Consider the following 25,743-nt stretch of genomic DNA (forward strand, 5'->3'; position numbering starts at 1 on the left):
TGGGTCGGTTCAGCCCGCAAGTGGGCCAACAATATAAGCGGGCATTATCAAGGCTGGCGACTGCGCCCCTGCGACAAAAACCCGTAGAAAAACCCCAAACTCTGCCACAAATGCCGCGCCAGCCTGTGCTGGCACAGCTTAATCCTGACCATCTAGTAAGTCACTACCGAAGTATTTCAGGCTTTGCGAGGTGTTCGGCGAGCACGCCACCAGGCCAGGGCCAACAGGCCAAAACACAGTACCGCCAGTGGCACCAGCCCCAGGGCATGCACCCAGCGGGCATAGGGGGTGAGCCCTTCGCGCCCTTTGACCTCGGCGTGCAAAACAGCGCGTTCAAACGGCGCCAGCGCCTTGACCACAGCTCCCCTGTGGTCGATGACCACCGTGGCGCCGGTATTGGTGGCACGCAGCATGGGACGCTCGAACTCCAGCGTGCGCATGCGGCTGATGTTCAGGTGCTGATCGATGGCGATGGAGTTGCCAAACCAGCCGATATTGCTGAAATTGACCAACACCGTAGGCGCCGTGGCCGCATCGCCGAAATTGGCGCCCAGCTCCTCGCCAAACAGATCTTCGTAGCAGATATTGGGCGACAGACGCTCGCCGGCCCAGTGCAGCGAGGGCTGCGCCAGGGCGCCGCGATTGAAGTCGCCCAGCGGGATGTTCATCAAATCGGTAAACCAGCGGAACATGGGCGGAATGAACTCGCCAAAAGGCACCAGATGGTGCTTGTCGTATGCATAGGGCCGGGTCTGGCCGGGCGCCCAGCCTTCCACCGTATTGGTAAAGCCTTGATCCCAGTTACCCAGGGGAATACCCAGCATGGCAGCCTGCTTGCCGCCTTGCTGCACAAAAGGCTGGCGCACAAAGTCCAGATAACCCTCGGGCAGTTGCTGGGGCAACAGCGGAATCGCCGTCTCGGGTGCCACCACCAGCTGCGCCGTGGCAGCATGCAGCTGCCGCGCATACCAGCCCAGGGCCACGGGAATGCCCGATCCCATTTCGAATTTCTCGTCTTGCGGAATATTTCCCTGCAGCAACTCCACGCTCATGCCGGGCAAGCCGCTGTCGCCATGGGTACTTGCGTTTTGCAGCCCCCACAGACCGCCCCAGGCCAGCAGCAAGGCCAGCGCCGAAGGCACGACCCACTTCAAGGCCGGTAGCGGCTGAGCGCTCTGCCTTCGCCACAGCAGGGCTGCCAGCCAGGCCGCCAGCCAGGCCGCTGCCCAGCCCGTGCCGTACACGCCCACCCAGCGCGGAAGCACGGCAAGCGGTCCTTCTACATGGGCGTAGCCGCCGGCGCCCCAGGGGAAACCGGTCCACAGCCAGCCACGCGCCAGCTCGGCCAGCGTCCACAGCGAAGCAAAAACAATAGCTGCCTGCGCATTATCTACCTGGGTAAAGCGTTTGAAACACCAGGATGCAAAAGCGTAATAGCTGCCCAAAAATGCTGCCAGCGCCAGCACGGCAGCCACGGCCAGCGGCGCAGCCAGCCCGCCATAAGTATGCATGGAGATAAACAGCCACCAGAAGGTCGCGGCCAGCCAGCTGGTGGCAAACACCATGGCCTTGGCCGCCGCCCCCAGCGGGCTGCGCGCGGCCAGCAGTGCATGGACCAGCACGGCCAGCGAGAGAATTTGCAGCCACCACAACGGACGGCCGTAGCCGCCGACCAGCGTCAGCCAGCCATCGCCCTGACCGCGCGCCCAGGGCCAGGCCAGAGAGAAGGCCTGCAGCCCTCCGGCCGCAGCCACCAGCAGCCAGCTTGCCCACCCCATCCAGCCAGAGCGTTGGGTCTTGGAGGCAGAAAGGGCTTGGCTGGCTTGCATTGCTAAGGCTGAAAGTAAGGGGCGCGAACAAAACACCCAACCGAGGGGTTGGGTGCGGGAAGGACGGATGGCGCAAGCTTAACTGCGCACCACACTGTCTGGCGAGGGATCTCGGACGACCTTGAACCAGCGCACCGCACCGCCCTTGGTGTGCAGCACGGTAAATTCCAGTCCGCCCAGGTGAATCTGCTCGCCACGCTTGGGCACATGGCCCATTTCGTGAGCAATCAAGCCGCCGATGGTGTCGAAGTGCGCCTCATGCACGCTGGTGTGCAGCGTGGTTTCGAACTCTTCGCTCACATGCTCGATGGAGGCATCGCCTGCCACGCGGTAGCTGTTGTCGGCCAGGGCAAAGATATCGCCCTCGTCCTCGGGGATATCGAATTCGTCCTCGATCTCGCCTACGATTTCCTCGAGCACGTCTTCAATCGTCACCAGACCGGCCACACGACCGAACTCGTCGATGACGATGGCCAGATGATTGCGGTTGGCGCGGAACTCGCGCAGCAAATCGTTAAGGTTCTTGCTCTCGGGCACAAACAAGGCCGGGCGTACCAGTGCGCGCAGATTCAGGCTGGGAGAGCGCTGCAGCTTGAGCAAATCCTTGGCCATGAGAATGCCAATGATGTTCTCGCGCTCTCCCTGGTAGACCGGAAAGCGCGAATGCGCCGTGGTGATCACCTGGTGCAGGATTTCCTCGAAGGGGGCGTCGATATTCAGCAGATCCATGCGTGGCGCAGCCACCATGACTTCGCCAGCGCTCATATCCGCCATGCGGATGACGCGCTCGAGCATGACGCGGGACTCGGTGCCGATGACCTGATTGTCTTCGGCGTCGGCCAGGGTTTCTATCAGTTCATCGGCAGATTCCGGTGCCGGATGGATGAACTCAGCCACCTTTTGCAGGAAGCTTCGCTTGTCTTCCCTCTCGGAAAGTCGCGCAGGATGGGGGTCGGACACTGTCTTGGAGTGCAGGACGTGCGGTAGTCAAACAAGCCTAGAAGAATAGCGGATTGTGTTGACGCACGGCTTTCCGTCCTGAAAAAGCCATGAGCCGTTATCTCGATGGACACAGAATTGCTACCAATTCGATAGCTTGTAGCGCAATCAGATAAAGCGCTGCAAGCCCATCAAGCCTTTATCACTCGGCGGACTTGTGCCGGCCTTCCTGAACACCTTTGCGCACTTCCTGCACGCCGGCAAGAAAGGCCCAGAAGTTGTTGGCCTGCTTTTTGAGCTGGTAGTCCATCTCGCCGAGATGCTCGGTCACCAAGGTGCTGACATGGGTGTCCAGCCCGGCGGGAGGCAGCTCCAGATAGGCTTCGGACTCCGAGCCGTCGCGCTTGACGGTGGCGCCGGCCTTGCGCGCAATCTTGAGCATGGCCGTATTCTCGGACAGTGCGTGAATGAACATCATCGACACATCCTTGGTGCGGGCATGCAGCACGGCACGGTCAAACAGACGCGAGCCCAGTCCCTTGCCGCGGGCGGTCTTGAGTACCGAGACGCCAAACTCCGCGCATTTCTCATGCTCGGGGTGACCGGCAAACGCCAGGTGCGCCATCGCAATCAGCTCCAGGCGGCGGTTGAAGATGCCGAAGATGTCGTCGCGCGAGAAATCCAGATGCTCGGCATAGCGGCGCACCTGCTCGTCGCTGGCCGCATAGCCGAAGCGCAGATAGCGGTCGCCTGCATCGAGCTTGAGCAGATGCAGAGTCACGCGCTCGCGGTGGCGCTCACTCAAGGTACGAATGGGGACCAAGGACGGCGAGCGGCGCTCGGCGTCATGGGACTTGCCCATGCCACGCAGCCAGCTTGCGCCGGCCTGCCAGGGCGATTTCAACCAGTCTTTGGAATCGTTCATGGTTAGAAATATAAGTACAAACCCGAATATCGGCAAGTCCCATGCTGCAATGCAATATTTCCGTAAGGATTTTGCGTTAATTCAACACCTTAGCTCTGTATTTGCACTAGCTCATGGTCCATATGAAGCAGGTAAAAAAACCTATAGCGGCACGGCCGTTGTCACCTTGACTCTGTCCATTACAAAGCTGGTCTTGCAATCTTGCACGCTGGGGTGCTTGAGCAGCGTATCCATGATGAAACGGCTGTAATGCTGCATGTCGGCCACCACCACGCGCAGCAGATAATCCATCTCTCCCGTCAGGGACACGCACTCCACCACTTCGGGCCAAGTCTGAACGCTGGCGCGAAACACGTCCATAGGGTTGCGCTTGCTGGTTTCCGTGTATTTTTCCAATCGCACATTGAGGTAAGCCGTCAGGCCCAGGCCCACGGATTCGGGCTGCACCAGCGCCACATAGCGGTCGATGACGCCGCCTTCCTCCAGCCGCTTGACGCGGCGCAGCACGGCACTGGGCGACAGGCCGACCTGCTCCCCGATGACGTCATAGGTTTCTCGGCCATTGGCCTGCAATCGGCGCAAAATCGCCTTGTCCAGTTTGTCGATGGTGTGGGTAACGTTCATGGCGGGGCAGTATAAGAAGCAAGCAGTTTTTCTTCCGGGTTAACCCTTGATAACCATTTAAATTGCAAGAAATTAAAGTTTTGCGCAATTTTCATGCAAACAACGGCTTTTGCACACCTCAGATTTGCAAAAACACTGCCATAGGCCTGTCCTACAGTGAGAACAACATCGACACGCTTTCGAAGCGGTTGACACGCGCTTGAAACGAGGCGCTGTGTGAGCAGCATGGCTGTCGTGCATTCACTGGCTGGAGAACTCTATGAACGCCCCTCTGCAAAAAGACAACACCACCGGCTTCCAGACCTGGGACAACCCCATGGGCACGGACGGCTTTGAATTCGTCGAGTACGCCGCCCCCGATCCGGTGGCCATGGGCGAGTTGTTCGAACGCATGGGCTTCAGCGCCGTGGCCAAGCACCGCCGCAAGAACGTGACCCTGTACCGCCAGGGCGAGATCAACTTCATCATCAACGCCGAGCCGGACAGCTTTGCCCAGCGCTTTGCCCGCCTGCACGGCCCCAGCGTCTGCGCCATTGCCGTGCGTGTGGACGATGCCAAATTTGCCTATGAGCGCGCCATCTCCCTCGGTGCCTGGGGCTATGCCCAGCACGCCGCACCTGGCGAGCTGAACATTCCCGCCATCAAGGGCATCGGCGATTCGCTGATCTATTTCATCGACAAATGGCGCGGCAAGAACGGTGCCAAGGATGGCGAACTGGGCAACATCAGCTTCTTCGATGTGGACTTCGAGCCACTGCCCGGCGCCGATCTGCACCCCGTTGGCCTGGGCCTGACCTATATCGACCACCTGACCAACAACGTCTACCGTGGCCGCATGGCAGAGCTGGCCGAGTTCTACGAGCGCATCTTCAATTTCCGCGAAATCCGCTATTTCGACATCGAAGGCCAGTCCACCGGCGTCAAGAGCAAGGCCATGACCAGCCCCTGCGGCAAGATCCGCATCCCCATCAACGAGGAAGGCAATGACAAGGCCGGCCAGATTCAGGAATATCTGGACATGTACAAGGGCGAAGGCATTCAGCACATTGCCCTGGGATCGACCAATCTGTACGACACCGTGGACGGCCTGCAGCTGAACGGCATCAAGCTGCTCAACACCAGCGAAACCTATTACGAGCTGCTGCCCAAGCGCATCCCCGAGCTCCAGGAGCCCATCAGCGAACTGATGGCGCGCAACATCCTGGTGGACGGCCAGCCCGACGAGCTGCTGCTGCAGATCTTCAGCGAAAACCAGCTGGGCCCCATCTTCTTCGAGTTCATTCAACGCAAGGGCAATAGCGGCTTTGGCGAGGGCAACTTCAAGGCCTTGTTCGAGACCATGGAGCTGGACCAGATGCGCCGCGGCGTGCTGTAAGCCCCAGCGCCACAGGGCGGGATTTCTTTCCTGAACTGGATCGGCACGGCAGCCAGGCTTTCTATACTCCCGAGCGCCAGACAACGGCAGACAAACCGGAAACCATTGTGAAACGCTCTCTCGTACTCGCCGCCCTGCTGTGTGGATCGGCTTTTGCCGCCCTGGCGCAAAACGCCAGCCGCCCCCTGTCCTTTGTGGTGCCCTACCCGGCCGGCGGGCCGCTGGATATCTCCGCGCACCTGCTCGCCCAGGGCGCACAGCAGGCACTGGGGGCCATCACGGTGGCCAACAAGCCAGGCGCCGGCGGGGCCACGGGGGTCGATCTGATTGCCAAGGCCAAGCCTCAGGACAATCTGGTGGTCATGGGCGCCGTGGCGACGCACGCCATCCTGCCCCACCTGGGCACGCCCCTGCCCTATGACGCTCAAAAGGATTTCAAGCCGCTGATTCTGGTGGCACGCGTTCCCAACGTGCTGGTGCTGACCAAGGCCAGAGCCACGGAGTTGAAGCTGCAGACAACGGCCAATCTGGTGGCCTTTCTCAAGGCCCATCCCAACGGTCTGAAGATGGGCTCGGCCGGCAACGGCAGTGTGGGCCATATTGCTGGCGAGATGCTCAAGGCGCTGGCCAATCTGCGCATGGTCAACCAGCAATACGCCGGGGCGGCAGCGGCGCAAAAAGCCTTGCTCAGCGGCGAGGTGGATCTGGTGTTCGACAACCTGGCCTCGGCTCTGCCGCTGATCCAGTCGGGCGAGCTGGTGGCCCTGTCGGTCACCACGCCGGATCGCAATATCGCGCTGCGCGACGTGCCCAGCCTGAACGAAGCGGTTCCCGGCTTTGACGTGGCCACCTGGTTTGGCGTGTTTGCCCCCGCCAGCCTGCCCGACAAGGATGCGCAGAACTATGCACGGGCTTTTCAGGCCGCACTGGCCGACCCCAAATACAAGGACCAGTACCGCAAGATGGGCATTGCCCCGGAAGACATGCGTCTGCAGGAGTTCGCAGACTTTGTGAAACGCGAAAACCGTAAATTTCAGTTTTTGATCAGCGCAACCAAGATCAAGGCCAGCTGAGCCCTTGCAGCGAGCGAGCGGCTTGGCCGGTTTGTGAATGCATCAGGAGAACATGATGGGACAAGCACCCGTGGTTTATGGCCAGTCCGACCGCCCGCCGCGCGGCGATTACAGCCGAGCCAAAGAAGACTACACCTGTGCGCAGGATTACGCGGCCTATACCGAGGCCGATCACAGCACTTATCACCGACTGTACGAACGTCAGAGTGCGCTGCTGCCCGGCCTGGCCAGCCAGCACTTCATTGACGCCCTGCCGGCGCTGGGCGCCAAGGAGCGCATTCCGCGCTTTGAGGAAGTCAACGAGCGGCTGTACAAGGCCACGGGCTGGGAGATCGTGGGCGTGCCCGGTCTGATTCCCGAAGTGCCGTTCTTCTCGCTGTTGGCCCAGCGCAAGTTCCCGGTCACGGACTGGATTCGACGCCCGGAGGAGTTCGAGTACATCGTCGAGCCCGACATCTTTCACGATCTGTTCGGCCATATCCCCTTGCTTTTCAACCCGGTGATTGCCGACTTCGTTCAGGCCTACGGCCAGGGCGGACTGAAAGCGGCCGAGCTGGGCGCTTGCGAGATGCTCTCGCGTCTGTACTGGTACACCATCGAATTCGGGCTGATTCGTGAAAGCGGCGGCGTGCGCGCCTATGGCGCCGGCATCCTGAGTTCAGCCGGCGAGCTGAACTACAGCGTGACCAGCCCCGAGCCCCATCGCCTGCCGCTGGAGCTGGAACGCGCCATGCGCACGCTCTACAAGATCGACACCTACCAGCAGACCTATTTCGTCATCGACGACATGCAGCAGCTGCTGGACCTGGCCAACGCCGACTTTGCCCCGCTGTATGCGCAGCTGCGCCAGCAACCCACCATAGGCGCCAAGCAATTGCTACCGGGCGAGCAGTTGATTCCGGTCTGAGCGGCGCGCCAGGCGCCAGCGATGGAATTCAAGCAAAATTCGGCTCTAGTGGCTATGAATAAAGCGCATAAAGCTATCAAATAAATAGCTTTATGCCGCAAGCCGCCGCCATTGCAACTACGCAGCGCCTGACGCTCTGCGCTACAGATTGAAACCCTGCCGGCCTCACACACCCTATAGTGACTGTGGCCGCGCCCTCAGGCGCTCACTTTCATTTCTCACATGCACCAACGCCTTACCCGCTTGCTGCGCTGGTTTCTGGCGCTGCATCTTTGTATCGGCATGGCCTTCGCGGCCGAGCCCTCCTTGCTGGCCGACGCTCAGTCCGAGCCCTCCGAAAAAATCAGCAGCGCTGTCGCTGCCATGGAGCAGATCCGCAAGTCGCTGGACGATGCAGATGCGCCCGAGACACTGCAGTCGCTTTCGGAAAAATCTCTCAAGACCAAGCGCGATGCCGATGCTGCCGTGACGGCGCTGGAGCCCTTGCTCAAACAACTGGATGCCCGCATTGCACAGCTGGGCCCGGTGACCGAAGGAGCGGTGGAGGACAGCGAAATTCGCACACAGCGCAAAGAGCTGGACGCGCTGCGCAGCGATCTGGACTCCTCCATCAAACGCGGCAAGTTGCTGTCCATTGAAGCGCAGCAGACCTCGGACTCCATAGAGAAAATGCGCACCCAGCAGTTCAATGCGCAAATTGCCCGCAAGGTGGCCTCCCCCCTGTCTCCCTCGCTATGGAAACAGTTTGCCGAGCATGTGCCTGTGGACCTGCAGCGCGTGGCCGGCCTGTACCGCCAGGGTCAGACGACTTTCGCTGCGGCCATTGAAAAAGATGGCTGGTCCACGCCGCTGCTGGGCCTGCTGGGTGCCCTGGTGCTGATGTTTCCTCTGCGCATGTGGCTGCGCCATGCCGGGCGTCAGTTTGCGATGTCGGAAAAAGCACCGGACGCCCGTTTGCGCCGCACCGGCCTGGCCGTATGGTTGCTGCTGGTCGGCACCCTGCTGCCCGGACTGGCCAGTCTGGTGTTCATCGAATGCCTGCGCTCCATCGATGCGATTGCACCGCGCCTGCAAAGCGTGGCGGACGCCTGGATCAAGTCCTCGTTTGTGGCGGCTTTCTTCCTCTCCGTCAGCGCCTGCATGCTGATGCCCAAGCGCCCTTCATGGCGACTGCTCAACATCGACGATATTGCCGCACCCGCCCTGACCCGCTTTGCCTGGGGTGCAGCATTTATGACCTGGTTTGCCATGCTGCTCAACGCACTGAGCATTGCGGCGCGTACCAGTGCCGTAACCACGGTGGCTCTGGATGGACTGATTGCACTGACCTATGTGGCCCTCATCGCGACGGTGCTGGTCACCCTCAAAAAGCAGCGCCAGCGGCACAACGCCATGGCCGAGGAAAAAGCACAGAACGCCGAATCCAGTCATCCCGTGCAGCGTGGCGGCTGGCTGATGCTGGCCTGGCTGGGTGGGCATATCACGGTGCTGGCGGCACTGATTGCAGCGCTGCTGGGCTATCTGAACTTCTCGGTGTTCGTGGCCACGCAAATGGTGTGGATCACCGTGGTGGTGCTGGCCACCACGCTGCTCATGAAGTTTGCCGATGACTTCTTTACCTGGTTGCTTTCGGCGGAGAGCCGTAGCGGACGCGCCATCGCCCAGGGCACGGGCATACGCGCCGCACGTGTGGAGCAAGCCGGCGTGCTGCTTTCGGCCCTGGTGCGTGTGGCACTGTTGCTGGGCGGCCTTGCAGCACTGACCGCACCGTTTGGCAATTCCAGCAGCTTGCTGAGCATGGGCGACTCCGTGGCCCAAGGCCTGACCATAGGCGGCACCGTGCTCAAGCCTTTTGCCGTGGTGCGTGCCATCGTCGTGGCCGTGATCGGCTGGACCATCTTCAGCACCTTGCAGCACTGGCTGGTGGAGACCTACCTGCCCAGGACCGAGCTGGACATAGGCGCACGCAACTCCATCAGCACCGTGGCCCGCTATGTGGGAATCACGCTGGCCGTGCTCTGGACGCTGGCCGCCCTTGGCATAGGCTTTGAAAAACTGGCTCTGGTGGCCAGTGCACTGTCCGTCGGTATCGGTTTTGGTCTGCAGGCGATTACGCAGAACTTTGTCTCCGGCCTCATCTTGCTGGCCGAGCGGCCCGTAAAAATCGGCGACCGCGTGCGTATCGGCGATCAGGTGGGCGATATCCGCCGCATCAGCGTGCGCGCCACCGAGATCCAGACCGATGACAAGGCCACGCTCATCGTGCCCAACTCCGAGCTGATCACCAAGCCCGTGCAGAACCTGACCATGGACGGCGCGCTGGGTCGCATCTCCATGGCGTTTTCCGTGCCTTTGAGCACCGACATCGTGCGCCTGAAGTCCATTGTTCTGGGCATTTATGCGGCACACGAAGCCGTGCTGGAAAACCCCGTTCCCGCCATGTATGTGGACTCCCTCAACGGCAGCGTGGTGAACATCACCAGCTTTGGCCATGTCTCCAGCCCGCGCAATGTCTACGGCACACGCAGCGATCTGCTGTTCGAATTGCTCAAGCAGACCGCCGAGCAAGGCATTGCCCTGGTGTCTGCCACCGACATCCACGTGATCCGCGACCGGGCTGCGCCAGTCGCTCCTGCTGCGGAAGTGCAGACCAAGGCAGATCCTGCTTAAACAGCCGCCTGCAGACACAGCTGCGCATGGGTTTGCAGGCAAGCCCGCCACAGCCGCTCGTCAAACAGCAGCTGCATATGGGCGACGTCTTCCAACAGGTGCTGCTCGGCACCTGGCAGCAGGGCCAGATCAGACGGGAAAACAATGTTGTCGCTGCGGCTGGCCCAGCAGCTAAAACGCACAGCGTCCGGCGGCCAGCCCAGCCTGTCGATCCAGTCACTGCCCTCGCGCATATCGCGTGCCGGCAAGCGACGGGCAAAGCGGGCCAGCCATGCGCCCCGGTGCGGAGTCGCCACCGTGATCACATGGGCTGCCTGGGCCACTTGCTGCTCGGCAGACAAGGTATTGAGCCAGGCCCGTACCACCAAGCCGCCCATGCTGTGCGCAACAATCAGCGGCGCTCGGCCGGTGGCCTTCATCATGCGCTGCACGCTGGCCGCCAGATCGGCCACCATGGCATCCATGGGCGCGCCCTGCGCGGGCTCCAGCGTCACAGCGGTGCAGGCAATCCCCAGCTTCTTGAGCTTGCGCAGCCACGGTGCCCAGACGGCGCGATTGCAAAAATAGCCATGCACCAGCACCAGACCGACCGGCTGCTGCGGGCTGCAACTCCAGCCATCAGCTTCAGCCTGTGCCCTGAACGGCATGCGCCAGCCAAACACCTGCAGCGACAAAAGCCACTCGTTCGCCCAGGCGCGCACCAGCACCACGGCGGGCGGCAAAAGCAGGCCACGCTGTGCGCAGACACGGCGCATCAGCAGCATTTGCGAACCCAGGTGCAGCGCCACCACCACGAACGGCCAGACAAAGCCCGCCAGCGCCAAGATTGGCGAGTGCTGCCAGCACCAGAGACTCCACCCCAGAGCCAGCATGGCATTGCAAAGTACGACGGCTTGCCAGATTCTTGCGTTCACAGATTCCATCTCCTGCATGCACGCTACCAGAGAGTCGCCCAGGCAGCAGTCCCTAGGACAAGCCCCGGTAGACCCTGAAAAACTCCCTGACAGAATCTGCGCAACAGCTGCGCCCACGGGAGGCAGCGCGCAAATTCAGGGCTCTCTTGCTATCTCTTTGTATGCAATCAGCCAAACGGTGATTCAGGCCGGCTGGCTTAACCAGGGATCTTTATGGACGCAGCACCGTGGCTCAAGAACTACCCCCCCAATGTGCCCCATGAGGTGCATCCGGAGCAGTACCGTTCCCTGGTGCACTTGCTGGAAGACTCTTTTACCCAGCATGCAGAGCGTCCGTTCTCTGTCTGCATGGACCGCTGGATGAGCTATGGCGAGCTCAATCAGCTCTCCACCCAGATGGGAGCCTGGTTGCAAAGCCTGGGTCTCGAGCCCGATGCCCGCGTGGCCATCATGCTGCCCAATATTCCCCAATTTTCCGTGAGCATGGCCGGCGTTCTGCGCGCGGGCTTCACCTGCGTGAACGTGAACCCCCTCTACACGGCACGCGAGCTAGAGCATCAGCTCAAAGACTCGGGTGCCACGGCCATCATCATTCTGGAAAACTTTGCCCACACCCTGGCCGATGTACTGGAGCGCACCTCCATACGTCACATCTGCCTGACCGCCATGGGCGACCAGCTGGGCGGTGCCTTCGGCAGCTGGATCACCTTTGCCGTGCGCAATCTGGCCAAGATGGTGCCGGCATTTGACCTGCCGCTGGGCAGCGGCCCCAGCAGCCGACAGGTCACCCCGTTCAAACAGGCGCTTGCCCAGGGCGCACAGCGCACGCTCAAGCCCAGCACTGCCACTCTGGATTCCGTGGCCTTTCTTCAGTACACGGGCGGCACCACAGGCCTGTCCAAAGGCGCGGTGCTTACGCACCGCAACATCGTGGCGGCTGCGCTGCAGGCCCATGCCTGGTTCACGCCGGCACTCGACGGCAAGGTGAAGGGCAATGAAACCCACATCATTGCCGCACTGCCGCTCTATCACATCTTCGCGCTCACCGTCTGTCTGTTTGCCATGCGACTGGGCGCCAGTCTGAGCCTGGTACCCAACCCGCGCGACATTCCCAAGTTTGTGAAAGTGCTGGGACAGCGCCCCTATCACATACTGCCGGCCGTCAACACCTTGTTCAACGCGCTGCTCAATAACGCGCAGTTCCGTCGGCTCGATTTTTCGCAGCTGCGCATTTCGCAGGCCGGCGGCATGGCGGCCTCGGAAGGCACGGCCCGGCAGTGGCAGCAGGTCACCGGCAGCGCCATGATCGAAGGCTGGGGCATGAGCGAGACCTGCGCCATAGGCACCAACAATCCGGTGACCAATGATCACTTCAGCGCCACCATAGGTCTGCCTCTTCCCGGGATTTCCGTAGCCATCAAGGATGACGAGGGCAACAGTCTGCCCATAGGCGAGTCGGGAGAGCTGTGCATCAAGGGGGCGAATGTCATGCGCGGCTATTACAACCAGCCGGTGGAAACGGCCAAGGCCTTCACGGCCGACGGCTATATGCGTACCGGCGATATAGGCGTGCTCGATGTCGAAGGCTTTACCCGCATCATTGACCGCAAGAAAGACATGATGGTGGTCAGCGGCTTCAACGTCTATCCCAACGAGCTGGAGAACGTGATCTCCTTGTGCCCCGGCGTGCTGGAATGCGCGGCTGTGGGCGTGAAGGACGAGCGCCAGGGCGAATCCATCAAGGTCTATGTGGTGCGCAGCGATCCATCCCTCACCGAAGACCGGGTCATGCGCTACTGCCAGGAGCAGCTCACGGGCTACAAGCGCCCCCGCTTCATCGAGTTTCGCGACGAGCTGCCCAAGACCAATGTGGGCAAGATCCTGAGGCGCGAGCTGCGCGACAAGCCCTGACTTCATCTTTTCGAGAAAAAACGCGAGTTTTCCAAAAGGTCAAAAATAATGCTGCTAGAATAGCGTTCTTCGGGTGATTAGCTCAGCGGTAGAGCACTGCCTTCACACGGCAGGGGTCACATGTTCGATCCATGTATCACCCACCATTTTTGCGCGATTAGCTCAGCGGTAGAGCACTGCCTTCACACGGCAGGGGTCACATGTTCGATCCATGTATCGCGCACCAAATAAAAGCCTCTTGAATCAACGATTCAAGAGGCTTTTTGTTTTGCTGTACCTGAGCTTCATCCGGTGGAGCACCGCCTAGCGGCTATTGAGTCAATTCACGGCCACGCAACTGACGGCTACAGCCTGTCAGCGCACCCAGAATGCCGCCCAGAACTCCAAACCAGTGCGCCTGGGTAACGATGTATCCACCGATCAGCCTTTGCTCGCGCAAATCGGGGCCGACCCAGGACTGCCAGCCCAGCCAACCCATCACTACAAGCAGCACCATGGCGGCCATGCCATCGCGATGTAGCAGCACCGGGGGCAGCAGCATCCAGACAATCAAACCGTAAAGCACGCCGGACAGGCCGACATAGTCATTGACTTGGGGCGAAATGCCCCACAGCAGCAGCGAGACCATAGCTCCAAGCACAGCCATGCTCGTGAGCAATCGCCGCACTGTCCACATGGCATCGGCCAGCGCGCAACATAACAACAGGCCACAGGCATTGATTGCCATGTGAGCCCAGCTCAGATGCACCCAGTGGGCCGTCAGCATCCGCCACCATTGCCCTAATGCCTGGGCCTGCACCTCATAGCGCAGCAGCTCTCGCCAAGACAGTGGCAAAGCCTGTAGCACAGTCATCAACAAACACAGCGCCAGCGCACACGGCCACAGCGCAAAAGGGCCGGGGCCGGGCCTCATGCCTCAGGCTCTGGCCTCAGCCATAGCCAAACCAGCACGCAGGCCATGACAGCCAGCGCCAAACCGGTCAGCCATGGTTTTTCGGACAGATGGAAAATCAGCGCGGAGCTAAACAGCATGCTGACGCTTGCAGTCCATTTGACACGGCGGCTCACCTGCCCTCCCTCATCCCAGTTGCGCAATATGGGCCCGAACGTGGAGTGCGCATAGAGCCAGCCATGCAGTCTTGGCGAGCTGCGCATGGCGGCCCATGCCGCCATCAGGATGAAGACGGTTGTGGGCATGCCGGGCACCACGGCACCAATCAAGCCCAGTACCACGCACAGCACAGCAAACGCCATCAAAAGACAGCGCAAAGGCAGGGACAGAGGCCGTGGGCTGGCAGCCTTTTCTGCGGATGACGTTTCGGGCGAGGAAGAAGGATCTGTCATGAGTCAAGGAAGCTGAGGGCGCACGATGCTCCACGCAATATCTCCGCCACGGTTTCCTATTAGGTTCAATATATTGGCCAGCGCCGCATCTTGCCCAGGTTCTGCCTGAGCCTGCCCCTGAAAGCGCCAATGACCCGCAAGCTGCTGGCCTTTTCCGCTCAGGCGCAATGCACCTTGCAACGTGCCCAGTTCAAACCCCAGACCCGTTCCCGATTCTGTACCCCGAGCGTCCAGGACCATGCGATAGCTGCCCAAGGGACGCAGAGTGGAGAGCCGGGACGAAAGCGACAAAGCCTTCAGCTCCAGGCTGCCGCGCATGGACGCCGCATCCAGGCTTTTTGACCATTGAAGAAAAGACGAAGACAGCTGAATACGGCCTTCAAAGCTCAAGGTATTCCAGGGCGTACCCAAGCCCGCAAGAACCTGGGCCGGTAATTGCCAATCCAGAGCCGACAGCTGAAACAGCTGTTGAAATGGCAGCCAGAACAGCTGTAGCCGCTGCTTCTGGCAGCAGGCATGCTCCAAGCTGACACCCATACCCCAGCCACGGTCTTGAGTGCCTGGTACCGCAGCGCTCAGGCCCGCATGCAGCTGCCAGCTCAATCGTCCCGGTAATGCCTGGGCATCCCGACTGCCTGCCCCGCCAGCCAAAACCAGCACTGCAGAGCCCTTCCAAATCGAGCCGCGTGCGTCCTGCAACAAGACGTGCCGCCCGCTCGCAGACGCAACGGTATCGGCGATCCAACGCGCAGGAAAAAACACCAGCAGACACAGCAGCCCGCCAACCAAGGCCCCCGCCAGAGCCCAGCGCCAAGGCGCACCGGCTGTTGCGGGCTTTTCCATCTCAGTTCTGCGCCATCGCATGCCAGCTATGGTCTAGAGCGCTGCTTCATGGGCTTCGCTGTGACCGGCAACCCGGCTTTCGGCAGGGCAAGGAAAGTGCTGCTCTAGCAAGCTGCCAAAACGGTCATAGGCCGCATTGGCTCCGGCGATCACCCGGTCTTGCGTCGCCGTGTCGCTGAGCGCTGGCGCATCCAGAGACGCCACAAATGCGCGCCAGGCCATAGCCCTGCCCTGCGGGTAGGCAGCCAGATTGCGGGCACCAAAAGTCTCCGACAAGCCCAACCGTTCCCTGGCCTCTTTGAACAAAAAAGCCGCTCCCAAGGTCGAGCCTTCCGACACATACAGCCAGCCCAAGGCCTCGGGCATGCCAACGCCTTCACTGGCCAGCGCGCTTTGAGGCACTGCAGCTCCCAAATCGGCCAGGTCCGCCAGAGAAGCTTCCTCACGCCCGCGCGCTTCCAGATCGGGAACCGCCTTCTTCACGGCGGTGTCATGAAACAAATGCTCCACATCTCGTTGAAACAGATACTGAGCCGCCACAAAGCGCGCATAGCTGCCAAGGTCCGCAAACGGATTGCCCTGCGCCATCAACTCGTGCATGCGCTCATGCTGCTGCGCCGTCTCGATCTTGAGCCGCTGAGACAGTCTGGACCCGCTCACGAGGTCGGTTTGAGCATTCATATGATTTCCTTACTTCCATTCAATCGATGAAGCGCCCCAAGCCATTGCATCTCTGTGCAATCGGCCAGGGAAACGCTGGGCAGATCTACGTCGCCTCAGTTCTGCGACGGCTGCGATGTACGGCGGCGTGCCCAGGCCAGGACGGCCAGTGGCGCCAGCAGCAGCACGCTCAATGGTCCGCCACCGCCGCCATTGCTGCTGCCGCTATTTCCGCTGTTGCCCGTGTTACCAGTTCCGGTGTCAGGCTTTGTCACGGAAGTTGCTTGTACGCTGACTTTGCTGCTCACAGGCTGGCCATCGTTCTGGCTGCTGCAAGTCAGGGTGTAGCTGTTCTCGCCTTCGGCAGCCAATACAACAGGTACCTTGCTGGCACTGGTTTGCTGCGCACCGCTCCATGCACCGCTGGCACTGCAGCTGCTGGCCTGGCTGGTAGCCCAGCTCAGCTCGATGGTGGAGCCCACGGCAGCCGTAGTCACAGAGGCCGTCAGCGCCTGGCTGAATGCAGCAATGGGTAGTGGCACGTCGATGGAGAAAATCGTACCGTTGCCGGGCGCGGTCGTCGTCGTCGTCACCGGCTGGCCGTCACCACCGACGTTGGCCGCGCCATAGAGCTTCTGCACACCGCCCGCGACCGCGCCTGCGCTCAGGCCGGTCAGGGTTCCGCCTTCGCTACCCATGTCGAAACGGTGCAGGACTTCGTAGTTGTCGTCGGCGTGATCAGCAGCGGCTCCGACCTTGATCCGGTACAGCGTGCCCGCGCCATAGGGCGTGGCCAGGCCGGATTTTGGCGTATTCATGGTCGAACCATCGGTGGCCGTCGTACCGTAGATATTGCCGTCTGCGGCCAGCACCAGCGGGCCTGATGGCGCACTGCCATCGGCCTGTGCCGTGCCATCTTTCGCCAAGGTGTCGCTGCCACGGAAGTAGTGCACAACGGCAAAGCTCTTGGGGTCGGACTTCTTCACGCGCCAGATCGTGCCGCCATAGCGGTTGTCCATCGTGTTACCCGCAGTGGGCGCGTTGAATTGCGTTGTACCGTAAAGCCATTCACCAACCTCGACCATGCCGACGATGCGCTGGCCCTTGGCCGTGGGCTCGCCATCGCGTGCGCGCATAAAGGTGTGCAACAACTCGACCTTGGACGCATCGAGCGAGCCCTTGCCGGTAACGCCTTCCTCGATGGCTGCCTTACTCAGCTTGACCAACGTTCCCACCGAGCGTCCCTGATAGTCCGTGGTAAGCGCACTGTCCACCACTCCATCGGCCGATACCCCGGTCAGCACATACAAGGCCTGGTCCTTGCTGCTCCACACACTGGCCACCGGCGCGCCCCCCTTGGGGTGCAACTGCTTGTTGCCTTGCTGCTGCTCGTATTGGCAGAAATCCACTACTTTGGAGTAGCTGCGATCGGCATTCATGCGCCACAAAATATTGGCCGTGGTACTCACGCTGCAAGCCGATGCGGATTCGCCCGAGCCCATGTAGAGATTGCCTGCGGTGTCGAGTGCCATGCTTCCCAGTGGCTTGAAGTTGGGCGCTGGCAGCGCCACAGCCTTGCCGTCCTTGATGCTGAAGACTACGGCTGCGGTTTCCCAGAAATTGCCACCCGGGGGAACGGCACCATTGCCAGAGACAAGAAAGCCGCCATCGGCAGTAGGCACCAGCGGGGTCGACCCTTGGTAGATGCTGCCCAGTAGTTCGAAGCGGTGGTTAGCACCCGTGGTGTCGAGGCCATAAACCGTGCCCTGCCCCCAGAACGCACCAGCACTCGGCGAGGCACCGAGGAAGGTGTGGCCATAGAGGCGGCCATCAGTAGCCAGCACTGGCGGTACAGCCGGCTTGGCACCTCCCTTGTTCTCGCCACCAAACTTGTGCAGCACCGTGGGCTTGAAGGCGGCTGGCAGCGTCTGAGCCACGGCATGCGCCAAGGGTAGAGCCAGTGCCAGAGCGGGAACTGCGACACGTGCAACACGCCGCAGAGCGGGTTGGATTGAATTCATGGCCATTGACTTTCCTGGTGTGAAAAACGATGAGAAAAGAACACGCTCAACCGAGCGTCTGGGAGTTGCGTGCGCGGCGGCGGTAGACTGCCAAGCCCGCCAAGGGAGCCAAAAGCCACAAAGCCAAAGGCCCGCCGCCGCCATTGCCGTAGGACACCTGATTGCCGTCTTCGGCGGTTGCCGGGGTGCTGACATAAACCACGGCGGCAGCAGAAACCTGGGCACCTGCTGCGCCGCCTGCCACATCACAGGTCAGGGTGTAGCGATAAGTGCCTCGGGCCGGACGTAGATCGACGCTGCCCTGTGTAGCCACAGAACCCACCCAGTCACCTGCTGTCGATGCCGCCGAGCATTGCTTGGTGTTGTTGGTGATCCAGGTCAGCGAGACGGTTTCGCCGGCCTTGATCTCACCGGCGCTGGCTACCAGGCTTGCGTCAGCGCGCGGGGTTTCGGCCGAATCCACCGCGAGCTGGAAAATGGTGCCGAAATCGGTGGCCACGGTCAGGCCCGCACTGTTCAGATAGTGGCCGCCCATGGCCGTCACGCCATACAGACGGCCGTCGGAGCCAGTGCGCACGCCTACGGGCTTGCGACCATCCTTGCCAGAGAAGGAGTGCACCAGCTCAAAACCGCTTTGCGTCACCTGGCCGTCGCCATTCACCACCATGCTTGCCGGCCGGATACGGTAGACCGCACCGCAGCCGACTTCGGAGTTGGCTGCCGCGCTGGACGGCACGCACAGATTGCCACCGCCGGACATGGTGGTGCCGTAGATGGCCCCATCAGCCCCCAGGGCCATGGGGCCGCGCGGCGTCGCACCGTCGGCATTGCTGAAGGTATGAAGTATCTGCAGCGGGCCGCCCGCCTTGGCAATGCGGTACAGCGCGCCATAGGGCTTGGGGCCGTCGTAATAGGGCAAATCCTTGATGTAACTCAGCGTGGCGCTTGGCGCCCACTTGCGCGAGCCGCAGGACGGGTTGTCGCGCGTGACGCTCTTGATATAAGTCCCGGTGATGCTGCTGTTGACATGCACATAGCAGTCGCCTACCGAAGTCCCGCCGTACAAATATCCATCACCACCATCGATCAGCGAAGACAGGCTGTGCTCCTGCCCGGAGCCCATGGTCCGGTTGGTCACATCGCCACCCGCCGTCACTCCCGCTTCGTACGGAATGCCGCTGGGATAGAGCACAAAGCCTTCGCTGTTGGCGTTGTCATGGATATTGATTTCGCCTTCGGCCAGCGTGAAGGTATGCAGCACGGCAAAGCCCGAGCCGTCGGCTGCATTGATGCGATAGAGCGTGCCCGTGGGCGTAGTGAGGGCTGTCGGCGTGGTGGGAGCCAGCGGCAGGCCACGGTTGTATGCGGTCACGCCATACAGCACACCATCCTTGCCCAGAATCAGGTCGTTTGCCGTCTGGCGCATGCCTGAAGGCCCGACGGAAAACTCATGCAGCGTGCTTACGCTGCCGGAGGCGATATGGAGCTTGAAAATCCGCCCCTGCCCCTTGGGCCCCTTGTCGATACCATACAGGTTGTCCTGCGCATCGATGACCAGTGCGCCATTGGGCGAGTACAGCTGGCCGCGCGTACCCTGCACCAAGGCGGAATTGGCACCGTCATAGTCGGTGCGGACAATAACGCCCAGACCTACGGCAGGGGAATAGGAAATATCGCTGGGCTGGTTCTTGCCTGCATATTTTTGGCCGTTGATGGTCGTCATCACCGCATACAGGCTGCCGTCAGATGCGCGCACCGGCGTCCCCGAGATGCGGCCGTGCAGATCATTGGCCGGGTTATAGGCTACGCGCTCGTAGACCGAGACACCGGCTCGCATGGTGTACATGCCAAAAGAGGTGTACATCTGCGAGGACAGAATCGACGGCCCGCCGCCGTTGAAACCGCCAAACAGATAGCCGGCGCTTGAACCAGGACGCACCGCATACAAAGGCGGCGAACTTGGGTAACGGGCTCCGGGCCAGCCAATGGTTCCATCGGGCGTGGTGACGTCGTCACCGGCAGGGCGCAGCGCGGTGAGCATGGTCAGCTTGACGTCGCTTACCTTGGTCTGTGCAAGGGATGGCAAGGCCGCGCACAGCGCACCGGCGGCCAAGCAGGCAGCCACGCTGCGACGCCATGGCATGCCATGGGAAACGGAAAAGGACATCATGCGGATCTCCAGCAAAGCAATGGGGGATGGGTCTGACATGCGCAGACCGGGAATCAGAACGTGATCGACAAGGTGGCTGTGGCCGTGCGACCCGGGCCGATGAAGTAGCTGCCGCCCTGCATTTCTGAGTAGTTCAGGTCGCGCAGGTTGTTGATGGCGACACGCAAGATGGCATTCGAGGAAATCTCGTAACTGGCCCACAGATCGAATAACCGCCAGGACTTCTGGTTGTAGCGCTCGCCCTGTGCCGTCCAGACGCTGCTATTGGTGCTGGGTGCCTGAAAGCGCATGCGACCGCCGAGCGTGAGTTTTTTGTCGAGCAGTCGCACACCCGCGCTCAGGCTGGCGGTTTTCTTGGGCGGCAGCACATACCAGATGTTGGCGTCACCCGCCTGGCCCAGATTGTTGTTGGGGTAGCCCGTCAGGCTGCCCAGAGGAAAGGAGTCATACCCCCCTTTGCCGGTATTGACGAGCATGTGGGTGTAATTGAGGCTGCCGAACACGCGACCGTTGTCATAGTCGCCCTGCAGCTCCAGGCCTTTGCTGCGAAACGGGTCCTGCAGATTCACATAGGCATACGGCCCCAGCAGGCCGCCGCCGGCGGTATCTATGGGCGACATGATGCGCGCCAGGGTCACATAGTCCTTGACCTTGTTGTTGAACCAGGCGGCCTTGACGCGCAGCTTGTCGCCCCGGCTGAGAACGTCGTCAAACATGCCGTTGGCACCGACTTCCCAGTTGCGCGAACGCTCGGCGCGCAAATCCGGATTGGGATAGTAAGGGAAGAGGCTGCCTGTGTGCTGACCCCACATCAGCGCTTCCGTCAGCGCCGGTGGGCGCATGCCCCGGCCTACGCTGGCGAACAGCTGAACAGCTTCTATCGGTTTGAGCGCCAGTGCCAGGCGGGGCGCAAACGCACCGTCGTTTCGATCCGCCTTGAAGCGGGTGTACAAGGCCGTGGCAGGCGGGCGCACGCCCGGAGGATTGATCAGCGAGCCCACACGCATGCGACCATCGCCCTGCATGCCATACCAGTCATAGCGCAGGCCGCCGGTCAGCTCCAGCCAATCGCTGTGCATCCAGTTGACTTCACCAAACAGACTGGCCACGGTGCGCTTGCCTTTGGGGGTAGCGCCCGAATACAAAGCCGTCGTTCCCGCATCGGCCCCCACGGACAGAGCCTGCGCCTGCGGATCGGTCCAGTCATGGAAGAACTCCGCTCCAGTCTTGACCAGTGCCGCATCCTTGGGCCCCCATTTCAGGCGGGAGGTGTTCTCCAGCGTGCCGCCCACAGTGCTGGTCTGGTAGCGCAGATCGTAGGCGTAAGAGTCCAGCGTGCCGCCCGCATAGCGGTGGGCCTGGTTGCGGGTGCGGGTGTAGTAGAGGCTGGACTTGAGGTCCACCAAGGCGTTTTCTGACGGATTCCAGGCATAGTTGGCCAGCAAGGTGTCGGTGCGGACATGGTTGAGAATGCCGCCGCCGCTGGCCGACTGCGGCTTCTCGCCAAACTTGGCATCCATGCCGATATAGCTGAACTTGATCTGCTGCTCGGGTGCAAAGCGCCAGGTGCTCTTGAGCAGGACCGAGGTCTGATCCTGGGAAGTCAGCTGGCTCACGCCATGGGTGGTCCCGTCCCTTTGACTCGAAGCTGATTCACGTCGGCCTTTTTCAAACTCACCCACTTTTTTTCGGCTGACCAGCATCACCATATCGAGGTCTTCGCTGGGTTTGAGACCCAGGGCGGCACTGCCGGCAAAGTGATAGCCATTGCTGCCGCTGGACAGGTTCAGGCGTGCCCCGCGGGTTTGCCCATCCTTGACCAGATCGTCGGCCTCCAGCGTGCGAAAGTTGACGACACCGGCAATCATTCCCGCACCGCCCACCGTGGAGGTCGGACCTTTGGAGATGTCCACGCCACCGATCATTTCCGGGTCCAGGTACACCGAGCCATTGGAGCCATGGCCGCTTTGCTGGTAGTTCTGGCGCGTACCGTCAATCATCACGTTGACGCGACCAAAGTCCTGCATGCCCCGGATATTCACCGAAACGCCAGGGTCCATGCGGCTTTGCGAGGTGTACACCCCTGGCACCTCGGCAAGCACATCGGCGGTGTTGCGCGGCGGCAGCCGGTCTATCTCTTCGCGTGTGACCACAGCCACCGAACCGGCCGTTTCAAACACCTGCTGGCGGGCATCCTTTTTGGCGACCACGGTCACCTCGCCCATGTTGCGCTCCTGCGCTTGGGCTCGAACACCGTCTGGATTTTTCAGCGCGCGTGCCGGAGCCGATCGGATGCGCCATGCGCCCTGCCCTTCGCTTTGCGCTTGCAGAGGATGACTCTCTAGCAGCGAATCCAGCACGCCTTGGATCGTGGCCACACCCTTGAAACCGCGGCTTTGCTTGCCCTGAACCAGTTCGGGGTCGTAGGCAATCATGATCTGCGCCTCGCGAGCCAGCTGGTTCAGCGCAGTCTCCACGGACGCAGCCGGAATCGAGAACGAGCGCAAGGCCTTGTCGGAAGCTTGCGTGGCAGGCTGAGCATTCGCGACCAGCGGCAGCAGCGTGCCCGAAGTCAGGCTGACGGCAGCAGCAGCCATGGCGAGCACGGTGGGGCGCCAATGGGCAGGAGCACGCATGCGCGGCAGGCGACGGGAGGGCATTGAAAAGTCCTTTCATGAAAGCCGCCGCATCAGACCGACCGAACGACAAGTCTGTTTTGAGGCGCTACTGTCAACAAGGACGAAGCAATTCGCCAAACCCGTAATTTTTTTGCAAAAAATTTGTTGATATCAGCTGTACCAAGAAGTGCCAAGTCAGCCACGCGGCATCAGCGTGACCCAGTAGCGCGTGCGTCGGTGCAGCTCTATGGGCCAGGTTTTCTGCAGCAAGTCCAGGCTGCGCTCGGTGTCCTTCAAGCTGAACACTCCGGAAATGCGCAGCTGCGCCACACGCTCATCGCAAGCAAGATGACCGAGCCGATAGCGACCTAGCTGCGCCACAAACACCGACAGCGGCATGCTGCGCGCCACCAGTACGCCATCCGTCCAGGCGTCGTCATCGCCATTACTTGCCTGCAGCTCATGAACCTGGCCGGTATCAAACCAGGCTTGCTGGCCCTGGCGCAGAACTCGCACTTCGGAAGAACCATGGGGCTGCAGCTCGACCGCATCGCTTTGCACCTGCACCTGGGTGCCGTCTTCCTGAAGATGGGTTTGAAACCGGGTTCCCAGCGCCCGCACCCGCCCATGCATCGTCTGCACAAGCAAAGGTCTGTAATGCTGTGCACCGGTATCGGCACCCGAACTCAGAGCGATCCGCCCCTTGAGCAAAACCAGGCGGCGCTCATTCTCATCAAAGCGCAGATCCACCGCCGTCGCGGTATCCATGAGCAGCACCGAGCCATCGGCCAGCACCACGCGGCGCACTTCGCCCACACCGGTGCGCAGATCGGCAAGCAAGGCGCTTTCAGACCAAGGCTGGCGCAACAACAACGCCGTACATCCCGTGCCCATGGCAACGGCCAACAGTCCCATGGCCTTGCGCCGCCCCATGTGCTTGCGGGCGGCATCCATGGTTTGCTGCGCCAGGGCTGCCGGCACGGGCGGCATGGAGGCGAAACGGCCTTGAATGCACTGCAACCGCTCCCAGGCCAGGGCATGCTCGGGCGCGGCCTCTCTCCAGCGCAGGCACTCATCCCAGGCAGCTGGCGAGGCGTTGCCGGACTGAAGCCGCACCATCCATGCAATCGCCTGCTGAACGACGGCGGGCGAAGGCTCACGGGCAAAGCCGCTCATGCCACAGCATCCAGATAAGCGATGCGATAGCAGTGGGCAAAAGCTGTCGCCATGTATTTTTCGACGGAGCTCAGGGACACACCCAGGCGTGCGGCCACCTCTTTGTAGGTCAGGCCGTCGAGCTGAGCCAGCAAAAAGGCACTGCGTGCACGGGTACCCAGGCCATCAAGCATGCGATCGATCTGCTCCAATGCCTGCAACACCATGGCACGCTCCTCGGGCGAGGGGCTCACCGGCTCGGGCATCAGCGCCAGAGTCTCCAGGTAGGCTCGCTCCAGCGACATGCGCCGGCAATGGTCGATGAGCACGCTGCGCGCCACGGTGGCAAGAAAAGCGCGCGGCTCCTGCAGTTCTGGCGGGCACTGTTTGAGAAGGCGCACAAATGTGTCCTGCGCCAGATCCGATGCTTCCTGCACGCAATGCACGCGCCGGTGCAGCCAATGCACCAACCATCCATGGTGGTCGCTATAAAGCGTATGTAAAAGCGAAGAGGAACTAGCTTGCGCACCAGCCATGGCTCATGATTTCCCTAGAGCTTTCAGCAACATTACTGAGAATCGTTCTCAATTGTATTTGAATGTTGCCATCCGATACGAGGGCATGACATATCCCTGCGAAAGCTCTGGAAAAGATCGGGCCATGCGCCTGCACCCGCCCGCGACACGGTGTTGGCCGACGCTCTGCTAGTCTTGTGCCAAACAAGACACAAGAGATGCGAGACAAGTCCCATGCACCCAAGCCCTATCTCTCTGCCTGCAGGCATGACCGTGCTGGAGCGCGGCTGGCTTTCGGCCAACAACATCGTGTTCGCGGCCCAGCCCGGCGATATGGAAGGGGCTGCGGTGGTGGACACAGGCTATGTGGCCCATGCACAGCAAACCGTGGATCTGGTGGCCGCCACTTTGCAGGGACAGCCGCTGGCACGCATTCTCAACACCCATTTGCATAGCGATCATTGCGGCGGCAATGCGGCGCTGCAGGCGGCTTATCCACAGGTGCAGACTTTCATAGCACCCGGGCAAGCGGCCCTGGTTCATGACTGGGATGAGGCGGCACTGAGCTACCAGCCCACGGGCCAGGAATGCCCGCGCTTTGCCATCAGCGGCGTGCTGCAGCCGGGCAACACGGTGCGGCTCTCGGGTCTGGATTGGCAGATCCACGCCGCGCCCGGGCATGATCCGCATTCCATCGTGTTGTTCGAGCCCGCCAGTCGCACGCTGATCTCGGCCGACGCGCTCTGGGAAAACGGCTTTGGCGTAGTCTTTCCCGAGATCGAAGGGATTGCAGCTTTCGACGAGGTGGCGGCCACGCTGGATGTGATCGAGCAGCTGCAGCCCCAGAGCATCGTTCCCGGCCACGGCAGCGTATTCACCGGCGTGGATGCAGCGTTGGCGTTGGCCCGCAAACGTCTGGATGGCTTTGTGCAATCGCCCGAGCGCCATGCCAGCTATGCCGCCAAGGTGTTGCTCAAATACAAGCTGCTGGAGTGGCAAAGCATTGATCTGGACGATCTGCAGACCTGGCTGCAGAACACTGCTTATTTCGGCATGCTGCATCGCCGCTATTTTGGCGTTCAGACTCTGCAGCAATGGCAGCAATCGCTGGTGGAAAGCCTGGTCGCCAGCGGCGCAGCCCGCGTGCAGACGCTGGCAGAGAATCGCCAGATTCTGCATAACGCCTGACTCACAATTAAATAGCAGCAAACGCTTTCATTGATTGCGTTTCAACCGTTTTATATCTAGAC

The 25,743-nt window shown here is 61.1% G+C and carries 20 protein-coding genes and 2 tRNA genes; 8 read left to right on the forward strand and 14 right to left on the reverse strand.

The genetic code is table 11. The features are described from left to right. Positions 1-176: 176 nt before the first annotated feature. From lnt to EAO39_RS20905, 4 genes are all read right to left on the reverse strand, one after another. Positions 177-1,778: an apolipoprotein N-acyltransferase gene (gene lnt, locus EAO39_RS20890; protein ID WP_120971910.1), complete on the reverse strand. Its 1,602-nt coding sequence runs from the start codon at positions 1,776-1,778 to the stop codon at positions 177-179. Between the two features lie 129 nt (positions 1,779-1,907). Beyond that, positions 1,908-2,789 (reverse strand): transporter associated domain-containing protein, encoded by an 882-nt coding sequence (locus tag EAO39_RS20895; RefSeq protein ID WP_120971603.1) that lies wholly within the window; start codon positions 2,787-2,789, stop codon positions 1,908-1,910. Positions 2,790-2,970: 181 nt separating this feature from the next. Continuing rightward, a complete protein-coding gene (locus EAO39_RS20900; protein ID WP_120971604.1) occupies positions 2,971-3,693 on the reverse strand; it encodes a GNAT family N-acetyltransferase in 723 nt (240 codons plus the stop codon). A gap of 141 nt (positions 3,694-3,834) precedes the next feature. Next, entirely contained in the window at positions 3,835-4,317 is a 483-nt protein-coding gene (locus EAO39_RS20905) for an Lrp/AsnC family transcriptional regulator (protein ID WP_120971605.1), read from the reverse strand. Between the two features lie 259 nt (positions 4,318-4,576). Here EAO39_RS20905 and hppD point away from each other — a divergent pair, with 259 nt between their 5' ends. The 4 genes from hppD to EAO39_RS20925 all read left to right on the forward strand — a co-directional run bounded on the left by hppD (position 4,577) and on the right by EAO39_RS20925 (position 10,342). Next, positions 4,577-5,692: a 4-hydroxyphenylpyruvate dioxygenase gene (gene hppD / locus EAO39_RS20910; RefSeq protein ID WP_120971606.1), complete on the forward strand. Its 1,116-nt coding sequence runs from the start codon at positions 4,577-4,579 to the stop codon at positions 5,690-5,692. A 107-nt stretch (positions 5,693-5,799) separates the two neighbouring features. Beyond that, the gene (locus EAO39_RS20915; protein WP_346427114.1) at positions 5,800-6,765 is read left to right on the forward strand and encodes a tripartite tricarboxylate transporter substrate binding protein; all 966 of its coding nucleotides are present in this window, start codon (positions 5,800-5,802) and stop codon (positions 6,763-6,765) included. A gap of 55 nt (positions 6,766-6,820) precedes the next feature. Then, the gene (phhA, locus tag EAO39_RS20920) at positions 6,821-7,672 is read left to right on the forward strand and encodes a phenylalanine 4-monooxygenase (RefSeq protein ID WP_120971911.1); all 852 of its coding nucleotides are present in this window, start codon (positions 6,821-6,823) and stop codon (positions 7,670-7,672) included. Between the two features lie 222 nt (positions 7,673-7,894). Continuing rightward, positions 7,895-10,342 carry a DUF3772 domain-containing protein gene (locus EAO39_RS20925; protein WP_120971608.1) on the forward strand — a complete coding sequence of 816 codons (2,448 nt, stop codon included), beginning with the start codon at positions 7,895-7,897 and terminating at the stop codon, positions 10,340-10,342. Here the strand turns inward: EAO39_RS20925 and EAO39_RS20930 are convergent. Beyond that, entirely contained in the window at positions 10,339-11,256 is a 918-nt protein-coding gene (locus tag EAO39_RS20930; protein WP_240467151.1) for an alpha/beta fold hydrolase, read from the reverse strand. The two genes, EAO39_RS20925 and EAO39_RS20930, sit on opposite strands and share 4 nt — an antisense overlap. A 213-nt stretch (positions 11,257-11,469) precedes the next feature. Here EAO39_RS20930 and EAO39_RS20935 point away from each other — a divergent pair, with 213 nt between their 5' ends. From EAO39_RS20935 to EAO39_RS20945, 3 genes are all read left to right on the forward strand, one after another. Beyond that, complete coding sequence (locus EAO39_RS20935) at positions 11,470-13,167, forward strand: AMP-binding protein (RefSeq protein WP_120971610.1); 1,698 nt, start codon at positions 11,470-11,472, stop codon at positions 13,165-13,167. Between the two features lie 71 nt (positions 13,168-13,238). Next, positions 13,239-13,313: transfer RNA gene (locus EAO39_RS20940), tRNA-Val, on the forward strand. 5 nt (positions 13,314-13,318) lie between these two features. After that, a tRNA-Val gene (locus tag EAO39_RS20945) sits at positions 13,319-13,393 on the forward strand. A gap of 84 nt (positions 13,394-13,477) precedes the next feature. On the opposite strand, the gene rrtA is transcribed toward EAO39_RS20945, so the two are convergent. The 9 genes from rrtA to EAO39_RS20990 form a co-directional block, all read right to left on the reverse strand. Further along, positions 13,478-14,020 carry a rhombosortase gene (gene rrtA / locus EAO39_RS20950; protein WP_240467152.1) on the reverse strand — a complete coding sequence of 181 codons (543 nt, stop codon included), beginning with the start codon at positions 14,018-14,020 and terminating at the stop codon, positions 13,478-13,480. A gap of 56 nt (positions 14,021-14,076) precedes the next feature. Beyond that, positions 14,077-14,421, reverse strand: coding sequence for a YbaN family protein (locus EAO39_RS20955; protein WP_120971611.1), 345 nt, complete (start codon positions 14,419-14,421; stop codon positions 14,077-14,079). A 93-nt stretch (positions 14,422-14,514) separates the two neighbouring features. Then, on the reverse strand, positions 14,515-15,354 hold the full coding sequence (gene gspN, locus EAO39_RS20960) for a type II secretion system protein N (protein WP_240467153.1): 840 nt from the start codon (positions 15,352-15,354) through the stop codon (positions 14,515-14,517). A 33-nt stretch (positions 15,355-15,387) separates the two neighbouring features. Beyond that, entirely contained in the window at positions 15,388-16,035 is a 648-nt protein-coding gene (locus EAO39_RS20965; protein WP_120971612.1) for a biliverdin-producing heme oxygenase, read from the reverse strand. Between the two features lie 95 nt (positions 16,036-16,130). Continuing rightward, on the reverse strand, positions 16,131-18,035 hold the full coding sequence (locus tag EAO39_RS20970) for a choice-of-anchor tandem repeat GloVer-containing protein (RefSeq protein WP_120971914.1): 1,905 nt from the start codon (positions 18,033-18,035) through the stop codon (positions 16,131-16,133). Between the two features lie 46 nt (positions 18,036-18,081). Continuing rightward, positions 18,082-20,205: a choice-of-anchor tandem repeat GloVer-containing protein gene (locus tag EAO39_RS20975; protein ID WP_240467154.1), complete on the reverse strand. Its 2,124-nt coding sequence runs from the start codon at positions 20,203-20,205 to the stop codon at positions 18,082-18,084. Positions 20,206-20,258: 53 nt separating this feature from the next. After that, a complete protein-coding gene (locus EAO39_RS20980) occupies positions 20,259-22,865 on the reverse strand; it encodes a TonB-dependent receptor (protein WP_120971613.1) in 2,607 nt (868 codons plus the stop codon). A 153-nt stretch (positions 22,866-23,018) separates the two neighbouring features. Next, complete coding sequence (locus EAO39_RS20985) at positions 23,019-23,999, reverse strand: FecR domain-containing protein (protein ID WP_120971614.1); 981 nt, start codon at positions 23,997-23,999, stop codon at positions 23,019-23,021. Next, positions 23,996-24,514: a sigma-70 family RNA polymerase sigma factor gene (locus tag EAO39_RS20990; protein WP_120971615.1), complete on the reverse strand. Its 519-nt coding sequence runs from the start codon at positions 24,512-24,514 to the stop codon at positions 23,996-23,998. Before EAO39_RS20990 ends, EAO39_RS20985 begins: the two co-directional genes overlap by 4 nt. Positions 24,515-24,727: 213 nt before the next feature. On the opposite strand from EAO39_RS20990, the gene EAO39_RS20995 reads away from it, so the two are divergent. Continuing rightward, complete coding sequence (locus EAO39_RS20995) at positions 24,728-25,681, forward strand: MBL fold metallo-hydrolase (protein WP_120971616.1); 954 nt, start codon at positions 24,728-24,730, stop codon at positions 25,679-25,681. The last annotated feature ends 62 nt before the right edge of the window (positions 25,682-25,743 follow it).

Origin of the sequence: Comamonas sp. lk (assembly GCF_900564145.1) — a bacterium.
Taxonomy (GTDB): domain Bacteria; phylum Pseudomonadota; class Gammaproteobacteria; order Burkholderiales; family Burkholderiaceae_C; genus Comamonas.